This is a genomic window from Roseibium sp. R5, from assembly GCF_055755305.1.
The window spans coordinates 3236750-3257458 of the sequence record NZ_CM146910.1 but is presented as its reverse complement, the minus strand read 5'-3'; the positions used below and the strand labels follow the sequence as shown (position 1 = coordinate 3257458).

The window sequence follows — 20709 nt, the reverse complement described above, 5'->3', positions numbered from 1 at the left end:
AAATTTAGAACGCGATCCAATAGCCGGAAAGCAGCATGACACTGGATACGCCGACACTACTGATCGCATTGGCAGCAGCAGAATTTGCGAGTGCGCTGATTTTGCTGGCGTTTCTTGTGAGTTTGAAGAAAGCCAACCGGGCAACACGCTTGGCATTTGCCATCTATGCACCTGCCATGTTCTTGGTTGCGTGTGGAACTGTTCTCGTTGCCTTTCGGTCCGAGGTCTCAGCATTCTGGAGCATCACGTTTGCTAACGCTCTGGTCTTGCTCGGCTTTGCTTTGCGCCCGGAAGCCATTGCGGTTTTTTACGGACGTCCGGTACGCGGCTGGATGCTACTTGCGGCCCTGAGTGGCTGGTTGGTCATTTGCCTAGTTCCAGACTTTTTTGGCTCGTTTTCAATCCGGCTGATTTTCGTCCAATCGATGCTTCTAGCAGCCGCAATGTACTCCGTATGGCGTGTTTTCAGGTTAAACGCGGAGCATCTTTCATCGGTAAGGTTGTTCACGATCGGCAGTTTTCTCGAAGCATCCGCCTACCTGATGACGATTGGAAGCCAGCTCATCTACCAGCACGAATCCCTTAAAGTCTTTGCAAATCCCATACAGCCACTGGCCTATTTGGTGCTGTTGATGGTGGCGATTGTCATTGTGTCGGCCTCCTTTGTCGCGATGGCCATTGAACGCATCCAGGTCCGGTTTGAAAAGCAGGCCTTGACCGACAGTCTGACAGGTCTTGCAAACAGGCGTGCGTTCATAAAGGCGGCTGAACGCTGGTTTTCATCAACGAACCAGACTCAGGCCTTTACTCTCATCCTGATCGATATTGATCATTTCAAGTCGATCAACGACCAGTTTGGACATACTGCCGGTGATCGCGTGCTTGCCTCCTTTGGGACTGCCATGAAATCGATCTTTCCCCGCGCAATCCCCCCAGGGCGGATCGGCGGCGAGGAGTTCGCTGTGCTTTTACCGCAAACTGAAAAAGCAGATGCCGTCCATCTTCTTGGCAGACTGCGCGAAGTCATTTCGCAATGCGCGATTTGTCCAAAGTCGGACGTTTCGGGAATTACAGTCAGTGCCGGTCTCATCACTGCGACGACAAGCCAAGATTTCGAAGAGGCCTTTGATCACGCCGATCAGCTGCTCTACAAAGCCAAAAAAACCGGCCGCAATCGGCATGTCGCTCTCGACAAGACTGCTCCTTCTGACGAGCTGACGATTGTGAACCCGCCGAACCAGCCGCGCGGCCTGGTCGCGACCTCATAACGCAAAACCTGTAATCCCTCAGAAATAACAGACACGCCGTTTAAGGCCACGGAAACTCCCAAAACAACAGTCCTTCGTTAATATTAGCGAGGACATGTGGTGGTCCGTAGTGTATAGATTCAACACCTTCCGTTTTCGTCACATTCATTGATTCAGACTTTCCCGCCATGAACCTGGACGTCAAAACTCTCTTTACGGTTGTTACTCTGGCCTATCTGATCGGCGCGGTCGTCATGACTGTTTTATCGATCGCAATGCGGTCCGCTCCGAAATCCGTTCGCTCCGGTTGGGGGCTTTGGGGAATTTGCCTCTTTTTGTCCGCGGCGGCGGCAATAATGATCAGTCAACGCGGTGCCATTCCAGATGCGCTCAGCATCATTGTGGCAAACGCCCTCCTGACCATCGGGTTCGGTCTGAGGCCAAGTGCCATTGCACTCTTGAACGGCAGAAAGATGCAATACCTGTGGCTGCCGGTCGCAGGTACACTTGGATGGCTGGGCCTTTATGCTTTTGAGTTCTTCCGCGAGGACATTCTTTTGCGGGTCATTTACATCAACGGCTTTTGCCTGCTCGGGGTCTTGCTATGTGTCCGGGAAAGCATCCGGTTGAACCATCACAGGGTCAGCAGTTGGTTTTTAACGATTGCGTTTTCGATGGATGCCGCCGTCAGGATCAGCCTGATCGGCGCGCATTTGCAAAAACACTACCCGACCCTGCTTGAGTCCTACGAAACTCTGCCTCTGCAGCTCTGTTTCCTTGCTCTGATCACGGCAATCGTCTTGAAGTTGGTCGGGATCACAATGTCAATCTTCGAGATGCAGCGGCATCAGTATCGGGAAGAAGCCGAAAAAGATCCGCAAACGGGTTTGCTCAATCAGCGTGGTTTCATGCGCGCCACATCGCAACATTACGAACAATTGGCCCCGACATCCGCCCCATATGCGCTGGTCCTGATGGACATTGACGAGCTCAGGCAGATCGAAGAGCGTTATGGTGCAACCATGCGCGACGCCTTGCAAAAACTCTTCGCGAAAATCTCCGGTTCCACATTGCCCTCAACTGCGGTTGCGGGTCACTTGCCAACCGGCCAGATCGTTGTGTTCATGCCCTTATCCGATGGTGTTGAGGCGAACTCCTACGCGCGCCGGATTTCAAAAATGCTCGTTACGGAGAGCCAGTCGGCATCAGGTAACAAGTTCTCCGCACGCTTGAGCGCCGGGATATTTGCGGGCACCGCCGACACCGATATTCAGCGTGCAATTGAAATCGCCGGCATTTGCCTGCGCCAAGCGCGGCAAGACGATCACAGCAACATTATGACGCATCACGCGGCAACCGGAGCCCCCGTAGCGGCGACAAGCGACGAGCCCCCCTTCGCCCGCCGCCAGAAGCAAGAAGTCTTGGATCCGGCGCAGTAAACCTCCAACCGTTAGTCACTGCGGCAGTGGGTTAGTCGTCCTCGATCTTGATCACCGTGCCGCTGGTTCGATCGACATCAATCTCATAGTCCGCGCCATCAAAGGTCACTTCGACTTCGATCTTGCTGCGTGAAACATCAATCTCGCGAATAGTGTAACCCTTGTCCTCAAGCTGGGCGGCGATCTCGGACACTTTGGTCCCAAGCGTATCGCCCACGGCAACAGCTGCGAGTGCAGATCCTGCAGCCAACATTACTGCGGTTCCGAGAGCGGCCCCTGCCACCCAACTCTTCATGTTTGTCATATCCAATACCCGTAATTCTTGTTTCATCGAAACCTAGAGATGGGGGCTCAATTGCGGCTCCGGGGTGGCGTTTGCATTAAGCTTTGGTCATCTGCCGCACGGTTTGGATCTCGCGCAGAACAAGAGAAGCCGGTGCAGCTGTCTGCACCGGCTTCTTTCGGGCCGCCCTGGATTTTGTGGATGCCGGGCAGCCGGACCTTACTGCCTACTCAGCAGCAACTGCGCTCTCTGCAAGGCTTGGGTAATCCACGTAGCCCTTTTCGCCGCCGCCGTAGAGTGTATCCGGATCCAGCGGGTTGAGCGGGGCGTTCTTTTCAAGACGCTCCACAAGGTCCGGGTTGGAGATGAACGGACGGCCAATCGCAACAAGGTCCAGGTCACCGCTGTCCACAGCCGCAATTGCCATGTCACGGTCATAACCATTGTTGCCCATCGTGGCGCCGTCAAACAACGCATAAAGTGCTGCTAAGTCACCGCCCTCCGGGACGTCCCGCGGTCCACCGGTCTGGCCTTCCACCAAGTGCAGATAGGCAAGGCCGTAGTTATTCAACAGTTTGATCACATGGCTGAAGACCGCCTGCGGGTCACTTTCTGTAATGTTATTGGCGTTAGAGAACGGGCTCAAACGGATCCCCACACGGTCCGAACTCCAGGCCCCGGTCACCGCATCGACAACTTCCTTGAGGAATCGTGTGCGGTTTTCGATGGAGCCTCCGTAATCGTCTGTGCGCTGATTTGCGCCATCTTTCAGGAACTGGTCAATCAAGTATCCGTTTGCCGCATGGATTTCCACGCCATCGAACCCGGCCGCCTTCGCATTTAAGGTTGCCTTCCGGTAGTCTTCAACGATACCGGCGATTTCATCTGTTTCCAGCGCCCGCGGTGTTGTCGTTTCGATAAAGCTGGTGCCGTCAAACGACTTCGACGCCGCAGAAATTGCGGACGGCGCCACCGGATCAGCGCCACCCGGCTGCAGAACCGGATGGGAAATTCGGCCCACATGCCAAAGCTGGATGACGATCTTTCCGCCTTTGGCATGAACCGCGTCTGTGACTTTCCTCCAGCCTTCGATTTGGGCATCCGAATAGATGCCGGGGGTCCAGGCATAGCCCTTCCCCTGAGGTGAAATTTGAGAAGCTTCGGAAATGATCAAACCGGCTCCTGCGCGCTGCGCATAATACTTGGCATGAAGCTCATATGGCGCATCATCCTCCGCACGTGCCCGGTTGCGGGTCAGCGGCGCCATCACGATCCGGTTTTTCAGTTCAATGGCTCCCGCCTTGGCCGGGGAAAACAGTTTGGTGTCGGACATCACGTTTCCTTTTCAACGATATCGACGGTTGGAACTGACATTTACGGAATGATCAGTCCATATTTAATCCCAAGACCCTTCCGATGGGATTTGAGACAAAGGGGTTAATCTGGTCTCAGGACAGATTTGGCCTGAGCAAGTGTCTTAGCGATCCGTTCAGCCGGGACCCCGGCTTTCCTTAATGCCAGTGTCCCAATGGCCAGCGAAGCATAGGCACTGGCCTGGTCACGCGCTGTGTCCGGATTGTCCGGATCAATGGCTTTTGCAATGATTTCCTCGATGGCTTCCAAGTGGCGGCGGCCGATGGTTGCCACATCCTGATCATGAGGCGCGAGTTCCGTAACGCAATTGATCAGCATGCATCCGCGTGACCCGCCCTGCGGATCTGCCAGCGCTTCAACCATTGCCCCCACGGGATCATTCTCCGCCGTGTCGGCAACATCCTGAAGATTATCCAGTGCCTTTTGAGAATATTGGACTAGGGCGCGCTGAAACAGCGCCTGCTTGCTGCCGAACGTCCCATAGAAACTTGACCTGCTGAGGCCCATGGCCTTTGTCAGATCATCAAGTGACGCAGCCTCAAATCCTTTTTGCCAAAAGACATTGAGCGCAGTCTGAAGGGCTTTCGTTTCGTCGAACTCCCGCGGCCGCCCCGGCCCCAGCGCACGCCCGCCGGACTTTGCTCCAATTGATTTTTGAATGTCTGCCGTGTCACTCATGATCCGGATATGGACTGCTCGTTCCGGAATTGCAAGGCGCATGGAGAATATTTCGGACTGCACAGTCCGGAAAGAAGGTCCGAACCTCGTACAATGCCCTTCCCTAACCCCATTTACATGCGGCAGGAGCCAGAATAAGCATCACCGACATCATCGAAAATCCGGGCGGTGGCCTCCATCTCGTAGAGCGTGCTTGTCCGGCGCACCCCTTCGACCAAATAGAAGTCCTGGATCGGGAACTGGTTGTCATTGAAACGGAAGTCCCCGCGAACGCTCTCAAAAGGCGCTGCATTCATGGCAGAAATCAAAGTTTCCGTATCTTTGATACCGCCGGTGAGCTCCAGCGAGAAATGAAGAAACTTGGCCGCATCATAGCCTTGGGCTGCATAAACGGATGGCTGGTAGCCATAGGTCCGCTGAAACTCGCGCATGAAACGCTTGTTAGCCGGATTGTCGAGGTTGGGCGCCCAGGTCGACGCAGACATCAAGCCTTCGGCAGTCTCGGCCAAGTACGGCAATGAAACGCCATTGATGGTCTTGGCGGACAGGAAAGGAATGGCCCCCTTCAGCCCGGAGGTGTGAAACTGGCGCACCAGCTCAACGCCCATTCCAGACGGCATGAAGGCGTAAATGGCATCTGGGCTGATTTCATCGATCTGAGCAAATTCGCCGGAAAAATCAGTTTGTCCAAGGCGTGGAAAGAGTTCGCGCGCTATCTGGCCCTTGAAATGCCGCTGGAAGGCGGCAAGCGCATCCCGGGCGGCTTCATAGTCCGGCGCGATCGTGACCACGCTCTGATAGCCCTTCAAGCTTGCAAACCGTCCCATTGTTTCATGGACCTGATCGTCTTGCGACGCAGTTGAATAGAAATACCTACTGCAGGTCCGCCCGGCGATTGGCGCCGGTCCGGAACTGGTCCCGATGAACAGCGTTCGGCTGCGCACTACAGGATCATGTACCGCCAACATCACTCTGGAAAAATTGACGCCAACCAGCACATCAATGCCGTTGACTTCGATGAGCTCTGTAACCTTTTCAACGGCGTAGTCCGGGTCCAACTTGTCGTCAGCGATAAGGACGTTTGTTTCCAGGCCGCCGAGCGCGCCGTTCGATTGATTGACAGCGAGCATGAAGCCATCGCGCATATGCTCCCCGTAAATCGCCGCCGGCCCCGACAAGGTCGCCATGAAGCCAACCGTCAATTTGGGTGTTTCCTGCGCATATCCGGGAACAGCGGCCATGAAGGCGCTGCAGAGAACCGCTCCGGCCAGGCGTTTGAACCGTGCGCGCACATTTTTCATCGTGTTTTGCCCATTTCTGACATGACCTCAGCACCTGAAAAGATGGACAGATCGCCCGATCAAGCACCACTCACCCGGCGACCAGTGTGCCAGCCACAGGTTATGTATTTGCAAACGCCTCGAACGTTTTGGGGTTGCAACCCATCGCGAGAATTGCCGGAAATTTCCGCAGAGCCGCCGCAATCCAGCCCGCATGACGGCGCATTGGCCGGGCTTATTGGGCAGGTCTCCAACATGGCGATCGCTCCGCGCGTGCCAAACCGCAAACTCATGGAGGGCTCAATGGTAAAAGTAACTGCCCAAACCAACTCTTGCGAACCTCAGTCTGAGGGCACACCGGACAATGCAACACAAGAAACGCAAGACACTATAACCACGACAACAACTGCAAACGCTGCCACCGATAACAATCAAAACGACCCTAGCGCCCTGGCGGCTCGCATTCTGCAATTGAGTGCAGATTTTGAAACAAAGATGCCCCAGCGCCCCAAAATGCCGGCGCTAAAGGGATCGGATGAGCCCCCCTTGATTATGCCGGAGGTTCTGACCGCAGATCCAATGGATGACTGGACACCGCGTCCAAGACGGCGACGCGTGAGCCGCGCCCTGCCCGTCCCGTATGGACCGTCATTCAAAGCGCTGGCAGTGAGTACGGTTCTGCTCGCTCTTGCTGGGACGGGTGCCATTGCGCTTGGCTTGCCGGATTTGATGGTGGGTAGTGATCCGGATGTCGTCCAGGTCGAAACCCAAACAATAACAGCGGTTCCCAAAGGCGATCTCACCAGCCAGGTTTCGAACACTCCGTCTATCGGTGCGCCACCAGAAACCCCGACGACCTTCACAAAGGCGCAGGACCGTATCCATCAGGCCTTTGCGGAAACCAAGACAATCGGCCACACACCGACAAATGAGTTGGCGAGCCGGGCGATGGCGTCTTTGGATCGGGCCGCGATTGCGCGAAGCGGAGCAAGTTCTGAAACAACAGCTGCGCAGAAAGTGTCAGCCGGTCGGAGTACAGAAACAGCTCCACAGGCCCAATCAACGTCCGAACTGCGGCAAGCAGCTGGAACGCCGCTCGCGCCGTCTGTTTCGAGCGACGAGACAAAAGGAACAATCACGGCTTCTGTCAATCTGCGCGCCGCTGGAACCAAAAACGGCACAATCATAGGGATTGTGCCTGAAGGTTCAGAAGTCAGCTTCAACGACTGCGGAAAGTGGTGGTGTGAAGTCGTTCACGACGGCAAGACGGGCTTTGTCGGCCAAAAATTTGTCGACAGGTAACGCATCCAATGGGCAACGCTGCAGGTAGAAGCTTGTTAAGGCGTTGCCCTTAAACTCAATTCCCGGATCCAAAAGCGGGAGGTCCTGGCATGCGAACCACTTTCAGTCGCACTCTTTCCCACAGCGCACTTGTGGTGCCACTTCTGCTGTTTACTGTCTCTCCTTCCAAGGCAGATGGCACAGACTGCGTGGTCTACGCAACGGATTATGCCAACGCACACGTTGGAAGCGGTGACATGGTCGGTGATGCTGTTTCGGGTGGCATGACAGGTGCCGTTGTCGGTGGGCAATGGAACCCATTGACCGGGGGCGCTGCCCGCGGTGCACGCACAGGCGCAGCCCTTGGCGTGTTGAACAATCTCGGCTCTGTTCCTCAAGGCTGGCAAGCGCTTTACGATATGGCTTACCAAATCTGTACACAGCAGAAATCTGGTTCTAGCGCAGCTCCTTATGGTGCAGGTGTCATGCCCAACTGCCGATCAAGCGCCAGCGTCGACGGTCCATCAGAACGGTCTCCCGACGGTGGTTTGATGGTCGGCTCGGGCGGTCGGAACTGCCGCTAACCAGTGCAGACCGTTGCGTCTTTCGTGGATGAAACAGGGCCTCCTTCTGGAAACGGTTGACCTTGCAGGCAAAGCACACTCAACTGATCGCAATTTTGTGCAAAAAAAGCGCCCTCAATTGATCGTTGACGACAGGACTGGTTCATGACCCGCCCCCCTTTTCCATTGAAGCCATTTGCAGTTGCCGCGCTGACAGGCCTCGCGCTGATGACTGCCCCGGCTGCGGCCCAACAATGTGGCGGTGACTTTCAAGCATTCCTTGCCGGCGTGAAACAGGAAGCCGTTGCCAAAGGCCTGTCCGCAAGCGCCGCAGATCAGACCCTCTCCGGTGCGCAGATTGACCGGAAGGTCTTGTCGCGCGACCGGGCGCAGGGCGTCTTCAAGATGACGTTCCTGGAATTTTCCAAGCGCGTGATCTCCAGCTACCGGATGAAAAACGGCGCTGCCAACATGCAAAAATACTCCAGTGTATTTGACCGTGTTGAGCGCGAATATGGTGTTCCAGCGCCCGTCATCACCGCTTTTTGGGCACTTGAAACCGACTTTGGCGCTGTTCAAGGCGACTTCAATACGGTCAACGCGCTCGCAACGCTCGCACACGATTGCCGCCGGCCTGAACTCTTCCGGCCTCAGTTGATTGCTGCGATCGAGATGGTTCAGCACGGAGATCTGGACCCACGGAACACCACGGGAGCCTGGGCGGGCGAAATCGGCATGGTTCAAATGCTGCCCGAAGACATCATAAAGTTCGGCAAGGACGCTGATGGAGACGGCCATGTGCGGTTGAAAGCCAGCGCCCCGGACGCGATCCTGACGGCAGGCGCCTTTATCAACCATCTGGGATGGCGTGACGGCGAACCTTGGTTGCAGGAAGTCAGCGTTCCTCAAAACCTGAACTGGGCCGATACGGGCCTTGGCAAAACGAAGTCTGGCAACGATTGGGCCGCGCTGGGGGTTCAGCCGCGCTGGGGCCAGATTTCGGGGAACTTGCCTGCATCTCTTCTGCTGCCACAAGGCCGCAAGGGGCCAGCCTTTCTGGCGTATCCGAACTACAACATTTACTTGGAGTGGAACCAGTCGTTCATCTACACGACGTCCGCCGCCTATTTCGCGACGCGCCTTGCCGGTGCCCCTCGTTACAACGCGGGCAATCCGGACCAGGGCCTGAATGACGCTCAAATGAAGCAGCTGCAGACCAAGCTGAGCGCATTGGGATATGATGTCGGCAAGATCGACGGAATTTTGGGTGCCGGAACGCGCGGTGCAGTCCAACAAGTCCAGCAACAACTCGGCATGCCTGCAGACGCCTGGCCAACTCCCGCGTTGCTGAACAAACTTTGATGCCCGCTCCAACCGCTGCCACTTATCTGTTCCTCGCTGCGGCCATCACCGCCGAGGTCATCGCAACATCGGCCTTGGCCAGAACCGAGAATTTCACGCGGTTCTGGCCAAGCATCATCACGGTTGTCGGCTACGGCATTTCGTTCTGGTGTCTGTCCTACCCGATCCGCGTCCTGCCCACCGGTATTGTCTATGCAGTCTGGTCAGGCGCCGGGATCGTACTGATCACCATGGTCGCCTGGCTGGTCTTCGGCCAGAAATTGGACCTGCCTGCGGTTCTCGGCCTCAGCCTGATCATTGCCGGCGTGATCGTGATCAACGTTTTCTCAAAATCGGTCGGTCACTGAGCCACCAACCAGAGATTGACATGAGCCGATGCCCAACCCACTCTGGTCTTGTTCTATGCCGGAGGGGGAAACCGTCATGGACCAGGATGGTGCAAATAAGGATCTGATCGTCCGCGGGCTGGTGACGGTCGCCGCGTTGGCGATGGTCGCCGTGAGCATCGTTTATCCAGACAAGATCACCACCGAAGCACTCGTGTTTTGCGGTATCGCCGTTTTGCCTTGGGCAGGATCCTTCGTGAAGTCTTTCAAAGTCGGCAAGGATGGTCTGGAGGCCGAACTGCAGGAACTCCAGCGGGAGCTGCACCAGACCAGCGATACCGTCTCCGCCATCATCGAAACGACCGCGGAAACCGAGGAACCTCCAGCCGTTGCACCAGAGCATTCGACGCTGTTGAAAACCAGCGCGCCAGACCTCATCGATGAGAATTGGCGGAATATCCTCAAGGCATTGGTGTCCGACAAGTACAATTTCCGAACAGCGACCGGAATTGCGAAATCGAGTGGCCTGAGTTTGAGCCAGGTTCGCCAAATTCTGCCGGAGTTGCGGGATGAAAACCTTGTCCGGGAATTGAGCCGGACATCCCAAAGCCGTCAGCTTGGAAAAACACAGCCGCTGTGGGGTATCACAGCGGCTGGTCGTCATTTTATCTGATTGTTTGATTCAAGGCTCGCATCAGCCGGCAGTTTCAGTTTCCAGTCACTTACTGGATCTTCGGCGCATCACTGCCACCCGGAACTTCTTCGAGCACTGTTGCCTTGCCATCATCGCCTAGTAGAAACACAGCAAGAATTCTCGCAGGACCATCCCCTGTGTTAACGCCGCGATGCGTGACATTCATTGCTTCAAGAAGCCCCTCACCTTCGCGGTAGATTTTCTTGCCGATCCCCTCGTAGGTCACGGTGATTTCGCCTTCGAGGATATAAGCATAAAGAGGCGCATGATGCTGGTGCCAGTCTGTTTCCTCGCCAGGTGCCATGGTGACAACCAATGAATGGATCGCCGGATTGTTTTGCGGAAACTTGATTTCCTCTCCCGCTACGGTCAGGTTCCCGGAAAACACCTCACGCACGGCATTGTAAGGCGTCTTGGCAGCCTCTTCTTTTTCAATGGCTGCTAGAGACCCGGGTTTTGCAGCTGGTTGTGACGGGGCTGGTTTGCCGTCCGGTGTAACTGACTTGTCAGCCGCAAAACTGACGGGCATTCCAACGGTCACTGCCAGTCCAAGGCTTGCTATCCATAACGCCAGCCGCATGTTTCCTCCAATCAAATAAACTTCTGTCTTTGTCCGATAGCGTTTCGGAAATCAGCCCATAGGCGGAGCTCCGAAACATCTGGAAGAACCTAGAAAACGCAAGACCTATCAAATCTCTATGAAGTCTCCGGGTGCCATAGCGGCCACCTTGCCGCTGTGTTCTCCCATCGCTGTCAGGAATGCGTCCGTGTTCTGATCCAGAATCGGGAACGTGCCATAATGGCAGGGCACAATTGTGTCGAATTCAAAGAAGCGCTGACAGGCCATTGCGGCCGTCTTTCCGCCCATCGTAAACCGGTCTCCAACGGGAACGAGACCGATCTTTGGCTGGTAGATTTCATTGATCAATGCCATGTCGGAAAAGATGTCGGTGTCCCCCATGTGATAGAGGACTTTCTGGCCGGGCACTTCAACGATGATGCCGTGCGGGTTGCCGAGATAAATGGCTTCGCCGTCCGTCTGCTTGGAGGAGGAATGATCCGCGCGGACCATGCCAACCCGGAAAGGCCCTGCATCAACCATGCCGCCCGAGTTCATCGGATTGATGTTTTCGATCCCCTGGCGTGTTGCCCACATGCAGATTTCGAAATTGGCGGTCAGCTGCGCACCAGTTTCCTTCAGTATATCGATTGAATCCCCAATGTGGTCGTCATGGCCATGTGTCAAGATGATGTGTGTTGCACCTTCCGCCGCTTCCTTGGGGGTTATGGCGTCAGGAAACATCGGGTTTCCGGTCAAAAATGGATCAAACAAGATGGTGGCAGCGCCGGTTTCAAGTTTGAATGCGGAGTGTCCATACCAAGTGAGTTTCATGTCCCTGTAACATCCTGCTCGATAACATTAATAACGTTTGCAGACAGTGCCCTGCAAAATTACAGTGTTGAGTTTCCGTATGTTAACATAAAGCCGCTTTTGCTACGGTGTTGCAAGACAGACAGCTCACGACCTGGAATTTTGAACGGGAAGATCGCGGAAGACGATAACCAAATTAGACAAGGCAAGAAGCCGGGCGCTGAACAGGGCGCTTTGTGCAGTCCAAAGGACATCAGATGAAGATCAGAAGTTATGTGATTTTCTGTTTTTTGCTTGCTGCTCTCTTGCCGACGATCATCTTCAGTGTCTGGTCCTATCGGGAAACCGTTGCCCGTGAGCTTGCGGATGTTCAGGACCGGCACCTGCTCCTTGCCAGGAAAGCAGCCGCGACGCTGGATCATTATCAGCAAAACCTGGTCGCAGCCGTGGAGGCAATCGGAATATCGGCCAGTTCGAGTGAAACATCCGGTGCCTACAGCCGCCTCTTCGAACAATTGTTCATTGCGTGTGTTGGAATTACCGACAAGCGGAACGGGCACACCGAGTACTTCTTCAAAACGGGAGTTTCAGGAGTAGATCATATTGAAGAAGCAACCCTAGCAACCCTTCTTGCCAATTCAAATCCGGATCAGGCGGTATTCTCAAATATCTTGCCAGACAAAGAGGGACGCAACCGGATCTATCTGGTGATTGAACAGCCTAATCAAACTCTCATTGGGGTGATCAAGCCAGACTATATTGTTGCACTCGGCGAAAGCATTGTCTTCGGTGAAAAAGGGCACGCGGCCATCGTCGACAGCTCGGGAACTGTGATCGCCCATCCAAGAGACGAATGGATTGCGTCCAGGAAAAACATCACGGCAGTGCCGGTCGTCGCGCAAATGATGGACGGCAACAGCGGAGTTGGCGAGTTCTATTCGCCGGCAGTTGAGAAGCAGATGATTGCGGGCTTTGCAACGGTGCCCGGTCCGGGCTGGGGGATCATGGTTCCCCAACCCGTCTCAGAAATTCATGCCAAGGCAAGCCAGGTTCTGTATTCACTCCTTCCGGTGCTCGGGATGGCGCTCATATTTCTCATATTTATCGGACTATTCCTGGCAAGGTCCCTGTCCCGTCCCATCGAAGAACTTGCCCATGCAATGCATCTTGGTGCGTTGAACCAGAAACTGTCTTCACTGAAAATGCCGAAAAGCCTCATGCGCTTCCGCGAGACCGAGGAAGTCTGCGACAGCTACAACACGATGGTGTCCCGGATATCGATGGCGAGCGCACAAATCGAAAAACTGGCCTTCAGTGATCATGTAACCGGACTGCCGAACCGGGATCATCTGCATCTTCAGGCAACATCCATCCTTGAGGAAGCAATCAGTCCAAAGCGTGGTGGGATCATTCTGCTGATCGATCTGGACGACTTCAAAGAGATCAACGACCTTTATGGCCATCTTGCTGGCGATCAACACCTGAAGGCGTGCGCCGAGACCCTCTCAAAGGTGGCTGGGAATACAAAGGTGAGCGCCCCCGAGGGCAAACCCTTCGCCCCGCCGATTGTGGCGCGCATTGGCGGCGACGAGTTCATCGTCATGATCCAGGGGTTGATCGATGACGAGGAGATCGAAGCGTTTCTGGCCCAAGTCCGAAACGCGTTGGCAGAGCCGATTGCCGAGCTCAATATTACACCAGGTGCAAGCATCGGCTGCGCGAAATTCCCGAACGATGGCGTTGAGTTGATTGAGCTGATCAAGCGGGCCGACATTGCCATGTACCACGCAAAAAGGTCGGGCAAGAACAAAACCCAGGTCTATGCACCGCATATTGGGACGAAGTCCGTCTCCGAGATCCGGCGTGACCTTAACGCAGCGATCGAGGAAGAAAAACTCTATTTGGAGTACCAGCCAAAGGTCTGTACGCGGCGGCGCAAAGTGATCAGTGTCGAGGCCCTCGCCCGGTGGGAACACCCGGAGTTCGGACTCTTTATGCCGAAGTTCTGGGTCCCTAGCCTGATGGGCTCCAATGCCATGCCGCGTCTTGGCGAATGGGTAATGAAGACCGCCATGAAGGACCTCAACAGGATCCAGTCGGAAGGGCATGATCTTTGGATGTCCGTGAACATCGGCACCGACCACTTTGTCTCAAAAGGTTTCATAAGCAACGTCGAAGCGATCCGGAATGAACTGAACTTTGATCCCGGCCTGCTTGAGATCGAAGTCACGGAAGACACGCTTTTCAGTTCGGAAGAAAAAGCCGTCGATGCGTTCAACCAGCTGCACGATCTTGGCTACAGGGTCTCTATCGACGATTTTGGCCGCGGCTATTCGAACATTGCCCGGCTCGCGAACCTGCCGGTTGATTTCTTGAAGATCGATCAATCCATCATTGCTGGTGCAAGTGATGATCCACGCATTGGCACGATCATGGCCTACACGCTTAAGATGGCAAAAGAGCTCGACTGCAAAACAGTGGCAGAGGGCATTGAGACCGAACAACAGGCAGAATTCGCGAGCAGATTGGGCGCGGACTGCCTGCAAGGCTATTTCTTCACGCCGAGCCTTCAAGTCGGCGAACTGTTGAATTGGCTGGATGCTCAGCCCGGACAAAACGGTCATCCCTACTTGCGCGAAACAGACGATGCAGTCGCTCAGGCTTGACCGGTTGTCTGATTCTTTTTCCGAAAACTCTCTTCAAGCAGGAAACTGAATTTCAACTGCGCCGTGCCAGTGTGTGATTGGACCTATCGATCGCAACTTGGCCAATCAATGCGGCCTCGCTGCATAAGAAACTGAATTCTTAAACTATTTGACATGACAAAGCTTTCTTCAGAAGAGATTTTCCAGATCCTGCTGGGCACCGAACACGCGGGTATCTCCGCAACGGTTTACCGGGTTTCCTATGCTGTCCCGAATTCGCTTTTGGGTCAAAGTCAGGGTGGCAACAACAGCGGCTTTTCGTTTGGGATTGTGCAGCTGGATGCCGGATCCAACAGTTTTGCGCAGTCAGCTTTGACATCGATCCTGCAGACAGCACGCGACACCGGCAACCTGACAAGCTCTCAATTCGCGCATTTGAGCCAATATGTCGGTGCCGGCCGGCCGGACCTAAACCCGAACCTTGCGTCCACATATGCTGCAGACCGGGCCTTCTTGAACGACACCATTTTTGGCCAGCAATACGCTCGGGACATCGTCGATCAATACAGCCAGCTTTATATCGAGAGTTCGCTGCTCCCGACACTGACAACCTTTCTCGACACAATGGAAGACCGCTGGGGCACAGGAACAGTTTTCAACAGCAGCCATCCGGATTATGCATCGGCTCTTGCGATGATCACCTCGATCGCAAACCGGTTTGGCTCCATCCGCGAAACAACAGCGCATTTTCTGGAAACCGAGCCGAGCAGTCTGGCAGTCGTCAAAGCAAGGTTTGATCAGCTCGCAGCGACAACCGTCGTCGAACCAGAGGATTGGGACCTTGTACTGATTGGTGCCGATCTATGGCAAAGCACCTTTGGAACAACGAACGGAGATGACATCCTTCAAGGAACGGCTGGAAATGACAGCTTGTTCGGCGGGAATGGCAATGATCAACTCACCGGCGGCCTTGGAGATGATGTCCTTGATGGCGGTAACGGTACCGATACCGTCGTGTTTTCGGGAACCCGGGAACAATATGCCATATTCACCGGAAGCGACGGGCGGATCATGGTGGCCGATACCGTTGCCAACCGGGATGGCCGGGACATCGCGGCAAACTTTGAAACGATCCAGTTCTCCGGCGCCACACTCGACATTTCAACCGCCTTGATCGAGCCGTCTGACACCGACAACAGCGCATTTCAGATCTACCGTTTCTACAACTCCGACACGGGCGCTCATTTTTTCACATCGAGCATTGAGGAGCGCAATGCAGTGATCGAGACGCTGCCGAGCTTCGTCTACGAGGGCAACAGTTATGACAGCAACGTCGCTGCAAGTGATGGAACGGCCGTGTATCGATTTTACAACTCGGATACCGGAGTTCATTTTTACACCGCGTCCGAGGCAGAACGCGATACGGTGCTGGACCAATTGCCGAGCTATTCGTTGGAAGTGATCAGCTACTTCGCATCACCAGATGACAGCAACGGCGGACAGGCGCTCTACAGGTTCTACAACACATCCAACGGGACTCATTTCTACACAGTCTCTGAAGCCGAACGGGATTCGATCATGCAAACGCTGGGTCACTACTCCTATGAAGGTGTTGCGTATTACGTTGAATTTGCCTGAGAACCTTTGCTGAGGTGAAGGTCTTGTCCGCGCTTATGATCGACGGTTTGAGACGTCGGTGCCACTGACCAAGTCAATAAACGTCTCCCATCATCAACAACAGACTGGATTGGAGGCGACCTTGCTGATAAAGGCCAGCCATGGCTAACGACCCCACCCTTTCGCTGGAAGACTTCATTGCCGCGGTCCCGGACCGGACACGACTGATCGGCCTCGACCTCGGCACGAAAACCATCGGTCTTGCGCTCTCTGATCTCGGCCGCGGTATTGCGAGCCCGATGGAGACAATCCGGCGGAAGAAATTCACACTGGATGCGGAGCAGCTCTTGAAGATCTGCAGCAAACAGGGTGTCGGGGGTCTCGTGCTCGGCCTTCCTCTCAACATGGACGGCACGGAAGGCCCGCGCGCGCAAGCCACTCGGGCCTTCACGCGAAACCTCGCGCCCAAGACCGATCTGCCGATGACTTTCTGGGACGAACGCCTCTCGACGGCCGCCGTGACCCGAACACTTCTCGAAGCGGACTCAAGCCGGGCAAAGCGCGCTGAAGTCGTCGACAAGATGGCCGCCGCCTACATCCTTCAAGGCTTCCTCGACCGGCTCGGTTTCATGGGCCTCGGCACCTGATCTTTTCCCCTCCTCAGCGCTAGGCGCCAGATCTGCTGGTGACCGGCGCGATCTGATGAAAACCCTTTTCCTATGCAAATGATATTCTTCGCCCTCGCCCCGGTCATCCTCGTGATCGCCTCCGGATACCTGCTCGCGCGCGCCAATCTGATCAGCGGCGAACAATGGGTCGGCGTCGAACGTCTGGCCTATTTCGTTTTGTTCCCGGCCGTTCTATTTCGCACGATCGCTCTCGCCGACTTTTCAAGCGTCCCAACCTTCGACATGGGCGCTGCACTCCTGTCCGCGATTGTCACATTCGCCGTTGCCCTGCTCGCGGCCCGGCCCTTGATCGAGAAGATCTGGGGCATCCCGGCTGTCCGCTTCACCTCCATCTTTCAAGGCTCTTTGCGCTGGAACGCCATGATCGCTCTTGCGCTAGCCGCCAATATCGGCGGTCAAACGGCACTCGCCATGTTGGCGGTGGCGATGGTGTTCATGATCCCGATCCTGAACGGCGCCAGCATCGTTGTCCTGTCGTGGTATGCCAGCGGAACCACACCAAATTTTTCAAAGATCCTCAGAGACCTTTTCACCAATCCCTTCATCCTGTCGATCTTGGCCGGCGTCTTGATGAACCTCAGCGGCCTGACCATGCCGACGATCGTTGATGATACGCTGGAAATCTTCGCGCAGGCCGCCCTGCCGATCGGCATCATTTGTGTGGGTGCTGGACTGGATCTGAGCTCCCTGCGCCGTCCAGGCCCTGCACTTACCATGGGCACCTTCCTGCGGCCGGTCTTCATGCCGCTGCTCGCCTTCCTGTTTGCAAACCTTTACGGCTTAACTGGTCAGGCGCTCACCGTCATCATCATCGCCTCAGCTGTACCCTGCGCCAGCAACTCTTACCTGCTCGCTCGCCAGCTTGGCGGGGATGCCAAACTGATGGCCGAGATCATCACGCTGCAGACACTCGCCGCGACCGTGACCATCCCGCTCGCGCTGCTGCTTTTCACTTAATCCGCTAACGGACACAGGCTTTCAACGATCCCTGCGGCATCAACATCAGCCGGCAGGATGCCGTAGGTCGAGCGCCAACCGCCAGAAAGCCGCGTTTTTGCAAAGGCATCCGCAACATCATCCAACTGCAACTCCTTCAAAGCTGCAGCGGCTGCTGTCAGGGCAAAGCGTTCCGTTAGAACGCGGGCATGTGCCGGATCTGCCAAGGCCTGCGCGGCTTGGCTCGGCAAGCCGCTGCACGCCGCGGAGAGAGACGCATCCCCGCTTCTCGAAAGCTCACGGAGCACAAGGTCCGGTGCTTCAGGGTGGCGGCCAATAGCTCGAAGGACATCCAGCGCCATAACATTACCGGATCCCTCCCAGATCGGATTGACCGGCGCATCCCGGTAAATCCGGGCCATATCAAAATCCTCGACATAGCCATTGCCGCCAAGACACTCCATGGCCTCGTAGGTCAAGGCGGGCCCCGTCTTGCAGATCCAGTACTTGATTGCAGGGGTCAGCAACCGGGCAAAAGCAGCTTCAACCGGGTCAGTTGCCGCCTTCGCTGCCGCACGCGCAAGGCGCAAGGCCAAAGCTGTGGCTGCGGCCACATCCAGTGCCATGTCGGCGAGGACTGCGGTCATCAACGGCTGGTCGATCAAATAAGCACCGAAGGTTTTGCGGTGCCGGCAATGGTGGACGGCGCGGCTGAGCGTTGCCCGCATCTGCCCGGCTGAACCCAGCGCACAATCGATCCGGGTCGGTGTCACCATATCGATGATGGTTGCAATGCCCCGCCCCTCGTCGCCGAGCAGATATCCCTCCGCCCGGTGAAATTCGACTTCGGAGGAGGCGTTCGATTTGTTGCCGAGCTTGTCCTTCAAACGCTGAAAACGCAGGCCGTTGACCCGGCCATCCGCCAAAATGCGCGGGATCAGAAAACAACTCGGCCCGTTTGCCGTCTTTGCCAGCACGAGGAATGCATCGCACATCGGGGCTGAGAAGAACCACTTGTGCCCGGTGATTGCGTAGCGTCCCTGATTGCCAACTTCGGCCGTCGACGATAAGGCCCGGAGATCGGTGCCGCCCTGCTTTTCCGTCATGCCCATGCCGATGGTGATGCCGGTTTTTTCATGCATCGGGAGGAAACGGGGATCATAGGTCCGCGTTTGCATCTTCGGCAGGAAATCCGCGCAAACATCGGGATACCGCGTCATTACAGCCGCTGCTGCATTGGTCATGGTAATCGGGCATGTGTGGCCCGTTTCAGCTTGTGACGTCAGAAAGAACTTGGCAGCGCGCGCAACTTGGGTCGATACGCCGCCGTCCAGCAGCGCGCTGTGCATCCCGGCCGAAAAGCTGTGCGCCATCAGATCATGATAGGCCGGATGGAATTCGACCTGATCCGACCGGCGGCCATGGCGGTCATGGGTTTTAAGGGCGGGAAGATGGATATTCGCCTGCCGCCCGAGCTCCAGAAACGCGTCAGCTCCCACCTCAGTGCCGTGAGCAATGACATCCTTTAGCTCCCCGGCTGAAACATGCGCGGAGACTGCAGCCAAAAGAAGCGGATCACCCGCCGCCAGATTAGACCCGCCATAAGGTGGGGTCTGGTTGAAAACATCATGCGTTGCAAAGGCTTCCACCCCGGCATCGCTTGAGGCCTGGACGGCTTCGCTCAGATGGTTTGCCATAACGTTTCCTCCTCCCGATAAGCACTTTACTGCCCTTGTCAGTTTACGTAAACGTAACAAGATAGTGGAAATCAATGCAACCACCGACCGTTGTGCAGTGCGCACGCGCGCCGATAGACGCTTGGTCAGATTGAAGAATGCACCGCTTTCGACTTTGACCAATTGATCAAAGTCTTAGTCTGCATGTGGACAGTGGGTAGAGACCTGATTCCGGCCTTGTGCGGGGACCCGTTCCACCTTAAGAAGATGATCTCGATGAGCGAGCAAGAATCCTATCGAGACAACCCTTTCCCCCATCGTCATTTGCTGGGCATTGAGGGTCTTCACCCCCACGAAATACTGGGTCTTCTGGACCGTGCCGAAGAGGCCGTGGAAATCTCGCGGCAGGTGCACAAGCGCAAGCATGTGCTGCAGGGCCGGACACAGATCAACCTCTTCTTCGAAGCCTCAACGCGGACGCAGAGTTCTTTCGAGCTGGCCGGAAAACGTCTTGGCGCAGACGTCATGAACATGGCGGTCTCCCAGTCATCGGTCAAAAAGGGCGAGACCCTGATCGACACGGCCGCGACCCTCAACGCCATGCACCCGGACTTGCTGGTGGTCCGCCATCATGCAGCCGGCGCGGTTCACCTTCTTGCCCGAAAGGTTGGCTGCGCCGTGGTCAATGCCGGCGACGGCCCGCATGAGCACCCGACACAAGCGCTTCTCGACGCGCTGACCATCCGCCGCCACAAGGGCAAGATCGCCCGGTTGACGGTAGCAATTTGCGGCGACATCGCCCATTCGCGCGTTGCCCGTTCCAACATCATCCTGTTGAACGCGCTCGGTGCCCGGGTCCGGGTGATCGCCCCATCCACGCTCCTGCCCTCCGGGATCGCCGAAATGGGCGCAGAGGTCTATCAGGATATGCGCGAAGGGCTGAAAGGCGCGGACATCGTCATGATGCTGCGCCTGCAGCGCGAGCGCATGAACGGAGCCTTCATCCCGTCCGTCCGGGAGTACTACCGCTACTATGGTCTTGATGCGGAGAAGCTGTCTCATGCGAAGGACGATGCGCTCGTCATGCACCCCGGCCCCATGAACCGCGGTGTCGAGATCGACCCGGCAATCGCCGATGGGCCGCAAAGCCTTATCCGCGAACAGGTCGAAATGGGCGTTGCCGTACGTATGGCCGTGCTTGAAGCGCTCGCCGACAACCTTCCAACAGCTTGAACCCCAGAGGACAA

19 protein-coding genes are annotated in these 20709 nt (G+C 55.8%); 12 read left to right on the top strand and 7 right to left on the bottom strand.

Annotation, left to right across the window (positions count from 1 at the left end; translation table 11 throughout):
- Positions 1-35 precede the first annotated feature (35 nt).
- The gene (locus AC0J4F_RS15330) at positions 36-1268 is read left to right on the top strand and encodes a GGDEF domain-containing protein (protein ID WP_473023922.1); all 1233 of its coding nucleotides are present in this window, start codon (positions 36-38) and stop codon (positions 1266-1268) included.
- Positions 1269-1435: 167 nt separating this feature from the next.
- Complete coding sequence (locus AC0J4F_RS15325) at positions 1436-2686, top strand: GGDEF domain-containing protein (RefSeq protein ID WP_473023921.1); 1251 nt, start codon at positions 1436-1438, stop codon at positions 2684-2686.
- A 31-nt stretch (positions 2687-2717) separates the two neighbouring features.
- On the opposite strand, the gene AC0J4F_RS15320 is transcribed toward AC0J4F_RS15325, so the two are convergent.
- The 4 genes from AC0J4F_RS15320 to AC0J4F_RS15305 all read right to left on the bottom strand — a co-directional run bounded on the left by AC0J4F_RS15320 (position 2718) and on the right by AC0J4F_RS15305 (position 6322).
- On the bottom strand, positions 2718-2981 hold the full coding sequence (locus AC0J4F_RS15320) for a PepSY domain-containing protein (protein WP_473023920.1): 264 nt from the start codon (positions 2979-2981) through the stop codon (positions 2718-2720).
- 214 nt (positions 2982-3195) lie between these two features.
- Entirely contained in the window at positions 3196-4302 is a 1107-nt protein-coding gene (locus tag AC0J4F_RS15315) for an alkene reductase (RefSeq protein ID WP_473023919.1), read from the bottom strand.
- Positions 4303-4406: 104 nt separating this feature from the next.
- Positions 4407-5063, bottom strand: coding sequence for a TetR/AcrR family transcriptional regulator (locus AC0J4F_RS15310; protein WP_473023918.1), 657 nt, complete (start codon positions 5061-5063; stop codon positions 4407-4409).
- A gap of 71 nt (positions 5064-5134) precedes the next feature.
- Positions 5135-6322, bottom strand: coding sequence for an ABC transporter substrate-binding protein (locus AC0J4F_RS15305; protein WP_133946976.1), 1188 nt, complete (start codon positions 6320-6322; stop codon positions 5135-5137).
- Positions 6323-6604: 282 nt separating this feature from the next.
- On the opposite strand from AC0J4F_RS15305, the gene AC0J4F_RS15300 reads away from it, so the two are divergent.
- The 5 genes from AC0J4F_RS15300 to AC0J4F_RS15280 all read left to right on the top strand — a co-directional run bounded on the left by AC0J4F_RS15300 (position 6605) and on the right by AC0J4F_RS15280 (position 10506).
- Positions 6605-7603, top strand: coding sequence for an SH3 domain-containing protein (locus AC0J4F_RS15300; RefSeq protein ID WP_473023917.1), 999 nt, complete (start codon positions 6605-6607; stop codon positions 7601-7603).
- A gap of 89 nt (positions 7604-7692) precedes the next feature.
- Positions 7693-8166 carry a hypothetical protein gene (locus AC0J4F_RS15295; protein WP_473023916.1) on the top strand — a complete coding sequence of 158 codons (474 nt, stop codon included), beginning with the start codon at positions 7693-7695 and terminating at the stop codon, positions 8164-8166.
- A gap of 144 nt (positions 8167-8310) precedes the next feature.
- Positions 8311-9507 (top strand): lytic murein transglycosylase, encoded by a 1197-nt coding sequence (locus tag AC0J4F_RS15290; RefSeq protein ID WP_473023915.1) that lies wholly within the window; start codon positions 8311-8313, stop codon positions 9505-9507.
- Positions 9507-9854, top strand: coding sequence for an SMR family transporter (locus tag AC0J4F_RS15285; RefSeq protein WP_422023117.1), 348 nt, complete (start codon positions 9507-9509; stop codon positions 9852-9854). The genes AC0J4F_RS15290 and AC0J4F_RS15285 overlap by 1 nt, the downstream gene beginning before the upstream one ends.
- 76 nt (positions 9855-9930) lie before the next feature.
- On the top strand, positions 9931-10506 hold the full coding sequence (locus AC0J4F_RS15280; RefSeq protein WP_473023914.1) for a hypothetical protein: 576 nt from the start codon (positions 9931-9933) through the stop codon (positions 10504-10506).
- Between the two features lie 49 nt (positions 10507-10555).
- On the opposite strand, the gene AC0J4F_RS15275 is transcribed toward AC0J4F_RS15280, so the two are convergent.
- Positions 10556-11107: a cupin domain-containing protein gene (locus AC0J4F_RS15275; RefSeq protein WP_473023913.1), complete on the bottom strand. Its 552-nt coding sequence runs from the start codon at positions 11105-11107 to the stop codon at positions 10556-10558.
- Between the two features lie 108 nt (positions 11108-11215).
- Positions 11216-11920, bottom strand: coding sequence for a metal-dependent hydrolase (locus AC0J4F_RS15270; protein ID WP_306148441.1), 705 nt, complete (start codon positions 11918-11920; stop codon positions 11216-11218).
- 236 nt (positions 11921-12156) lie between these two features.
- Between AC0J4F_RS15270 and AC0J4F_RS15265 the strand changes: the two genes are divergently transcribed.
- The 4 genes from AC0J4F_RS15265 (at position 12157) to AC0J4F_RS15250 (ending at position 17807) form a co-directional block, all read left to right on the top strand.
- Positions 12157-14565, top strand: coding sequence for a bifunctional diguanylate cyclase/phosphodiesterase (locus AC0J4F_RS15265; protein WP_473023912.1), 2409 nt, complete (start codon positions 12157-12159; stop codon positions 14563-14565).
- A gap of 153 nt (positions 14566-14718) precedes the next feature.
- Positions 14719-16182, top strand: coding sequence for a hypothetical protein (locus AC0J4F_RS15260; protein WP_473023911.1), 1464 nt, complete (start codon positions 14719-14721; stop codon positions 16180-16182).
- Between the two features lie 140 nt (positions 16183-16322).
- Positions 16323-16808 carry a Holliday junction resolvase RuvX gene (gene ruvX / locus AC0J4F_RS15255; protein WP_473023910.1) on the top strand — a complete coding sequence of 162 codons (486 nt, stop codon included), beginning with the start codon at positions 16323-16325 and terminating at the stop codon, positions 16806-16808.
- A gap of 72 nt (positions 16809-16880) precedes the next feature.
- Complete coding sequence (locus AC0J4F_RS15250) at positions 16881-17807, top strand: AEC family transporter (protein WP_473023909.1); 927 nt, start codon at positions 16881-16883, stop codon at positions 17805-17807.
- On the opposite strand, the gene AC0J4F_RS15245 is transcribed toward AC0J4F_RS15250, so the two are convergent.
- Positions 17804-19483 carry an acyl-CoA dehydrogenase family protein gene (locus AC0J4F_RS15245; RefSeq protein WP_473023908.1) on the bottom strand — a complete coding sequence of 560 codons (1680 nt, stop codon included), beginning with the start codon at positions 19481-19483 and terminating at the stop codon, positions 17804-17806. The genes AC0J4F_RS15250 and AC0J4F_RS15245 overlap by 4 nt on opposite strands.
- Positions 19484-19738: 255 nt before the next feature.
- Between AC0J4F_RS15245 and AC0J4F_RS15240 the strand changes: the two genes are divergently transcribed.
- The gene (locus AC0J4F_RS15240; protein ID WP_473023907.1) at positions 19739-20695 is read left to right on the top strand and encodes an aspartate carbamoyltransferase catalytic subunit; all 957 of its coding nucleotides are present in this window, start codon (positions 19739-19741) and stop codon (positions 20693-20695) included.
- The last annotated feature ends 14 nt before the right edge of the window (positions 20696-20709 follow it).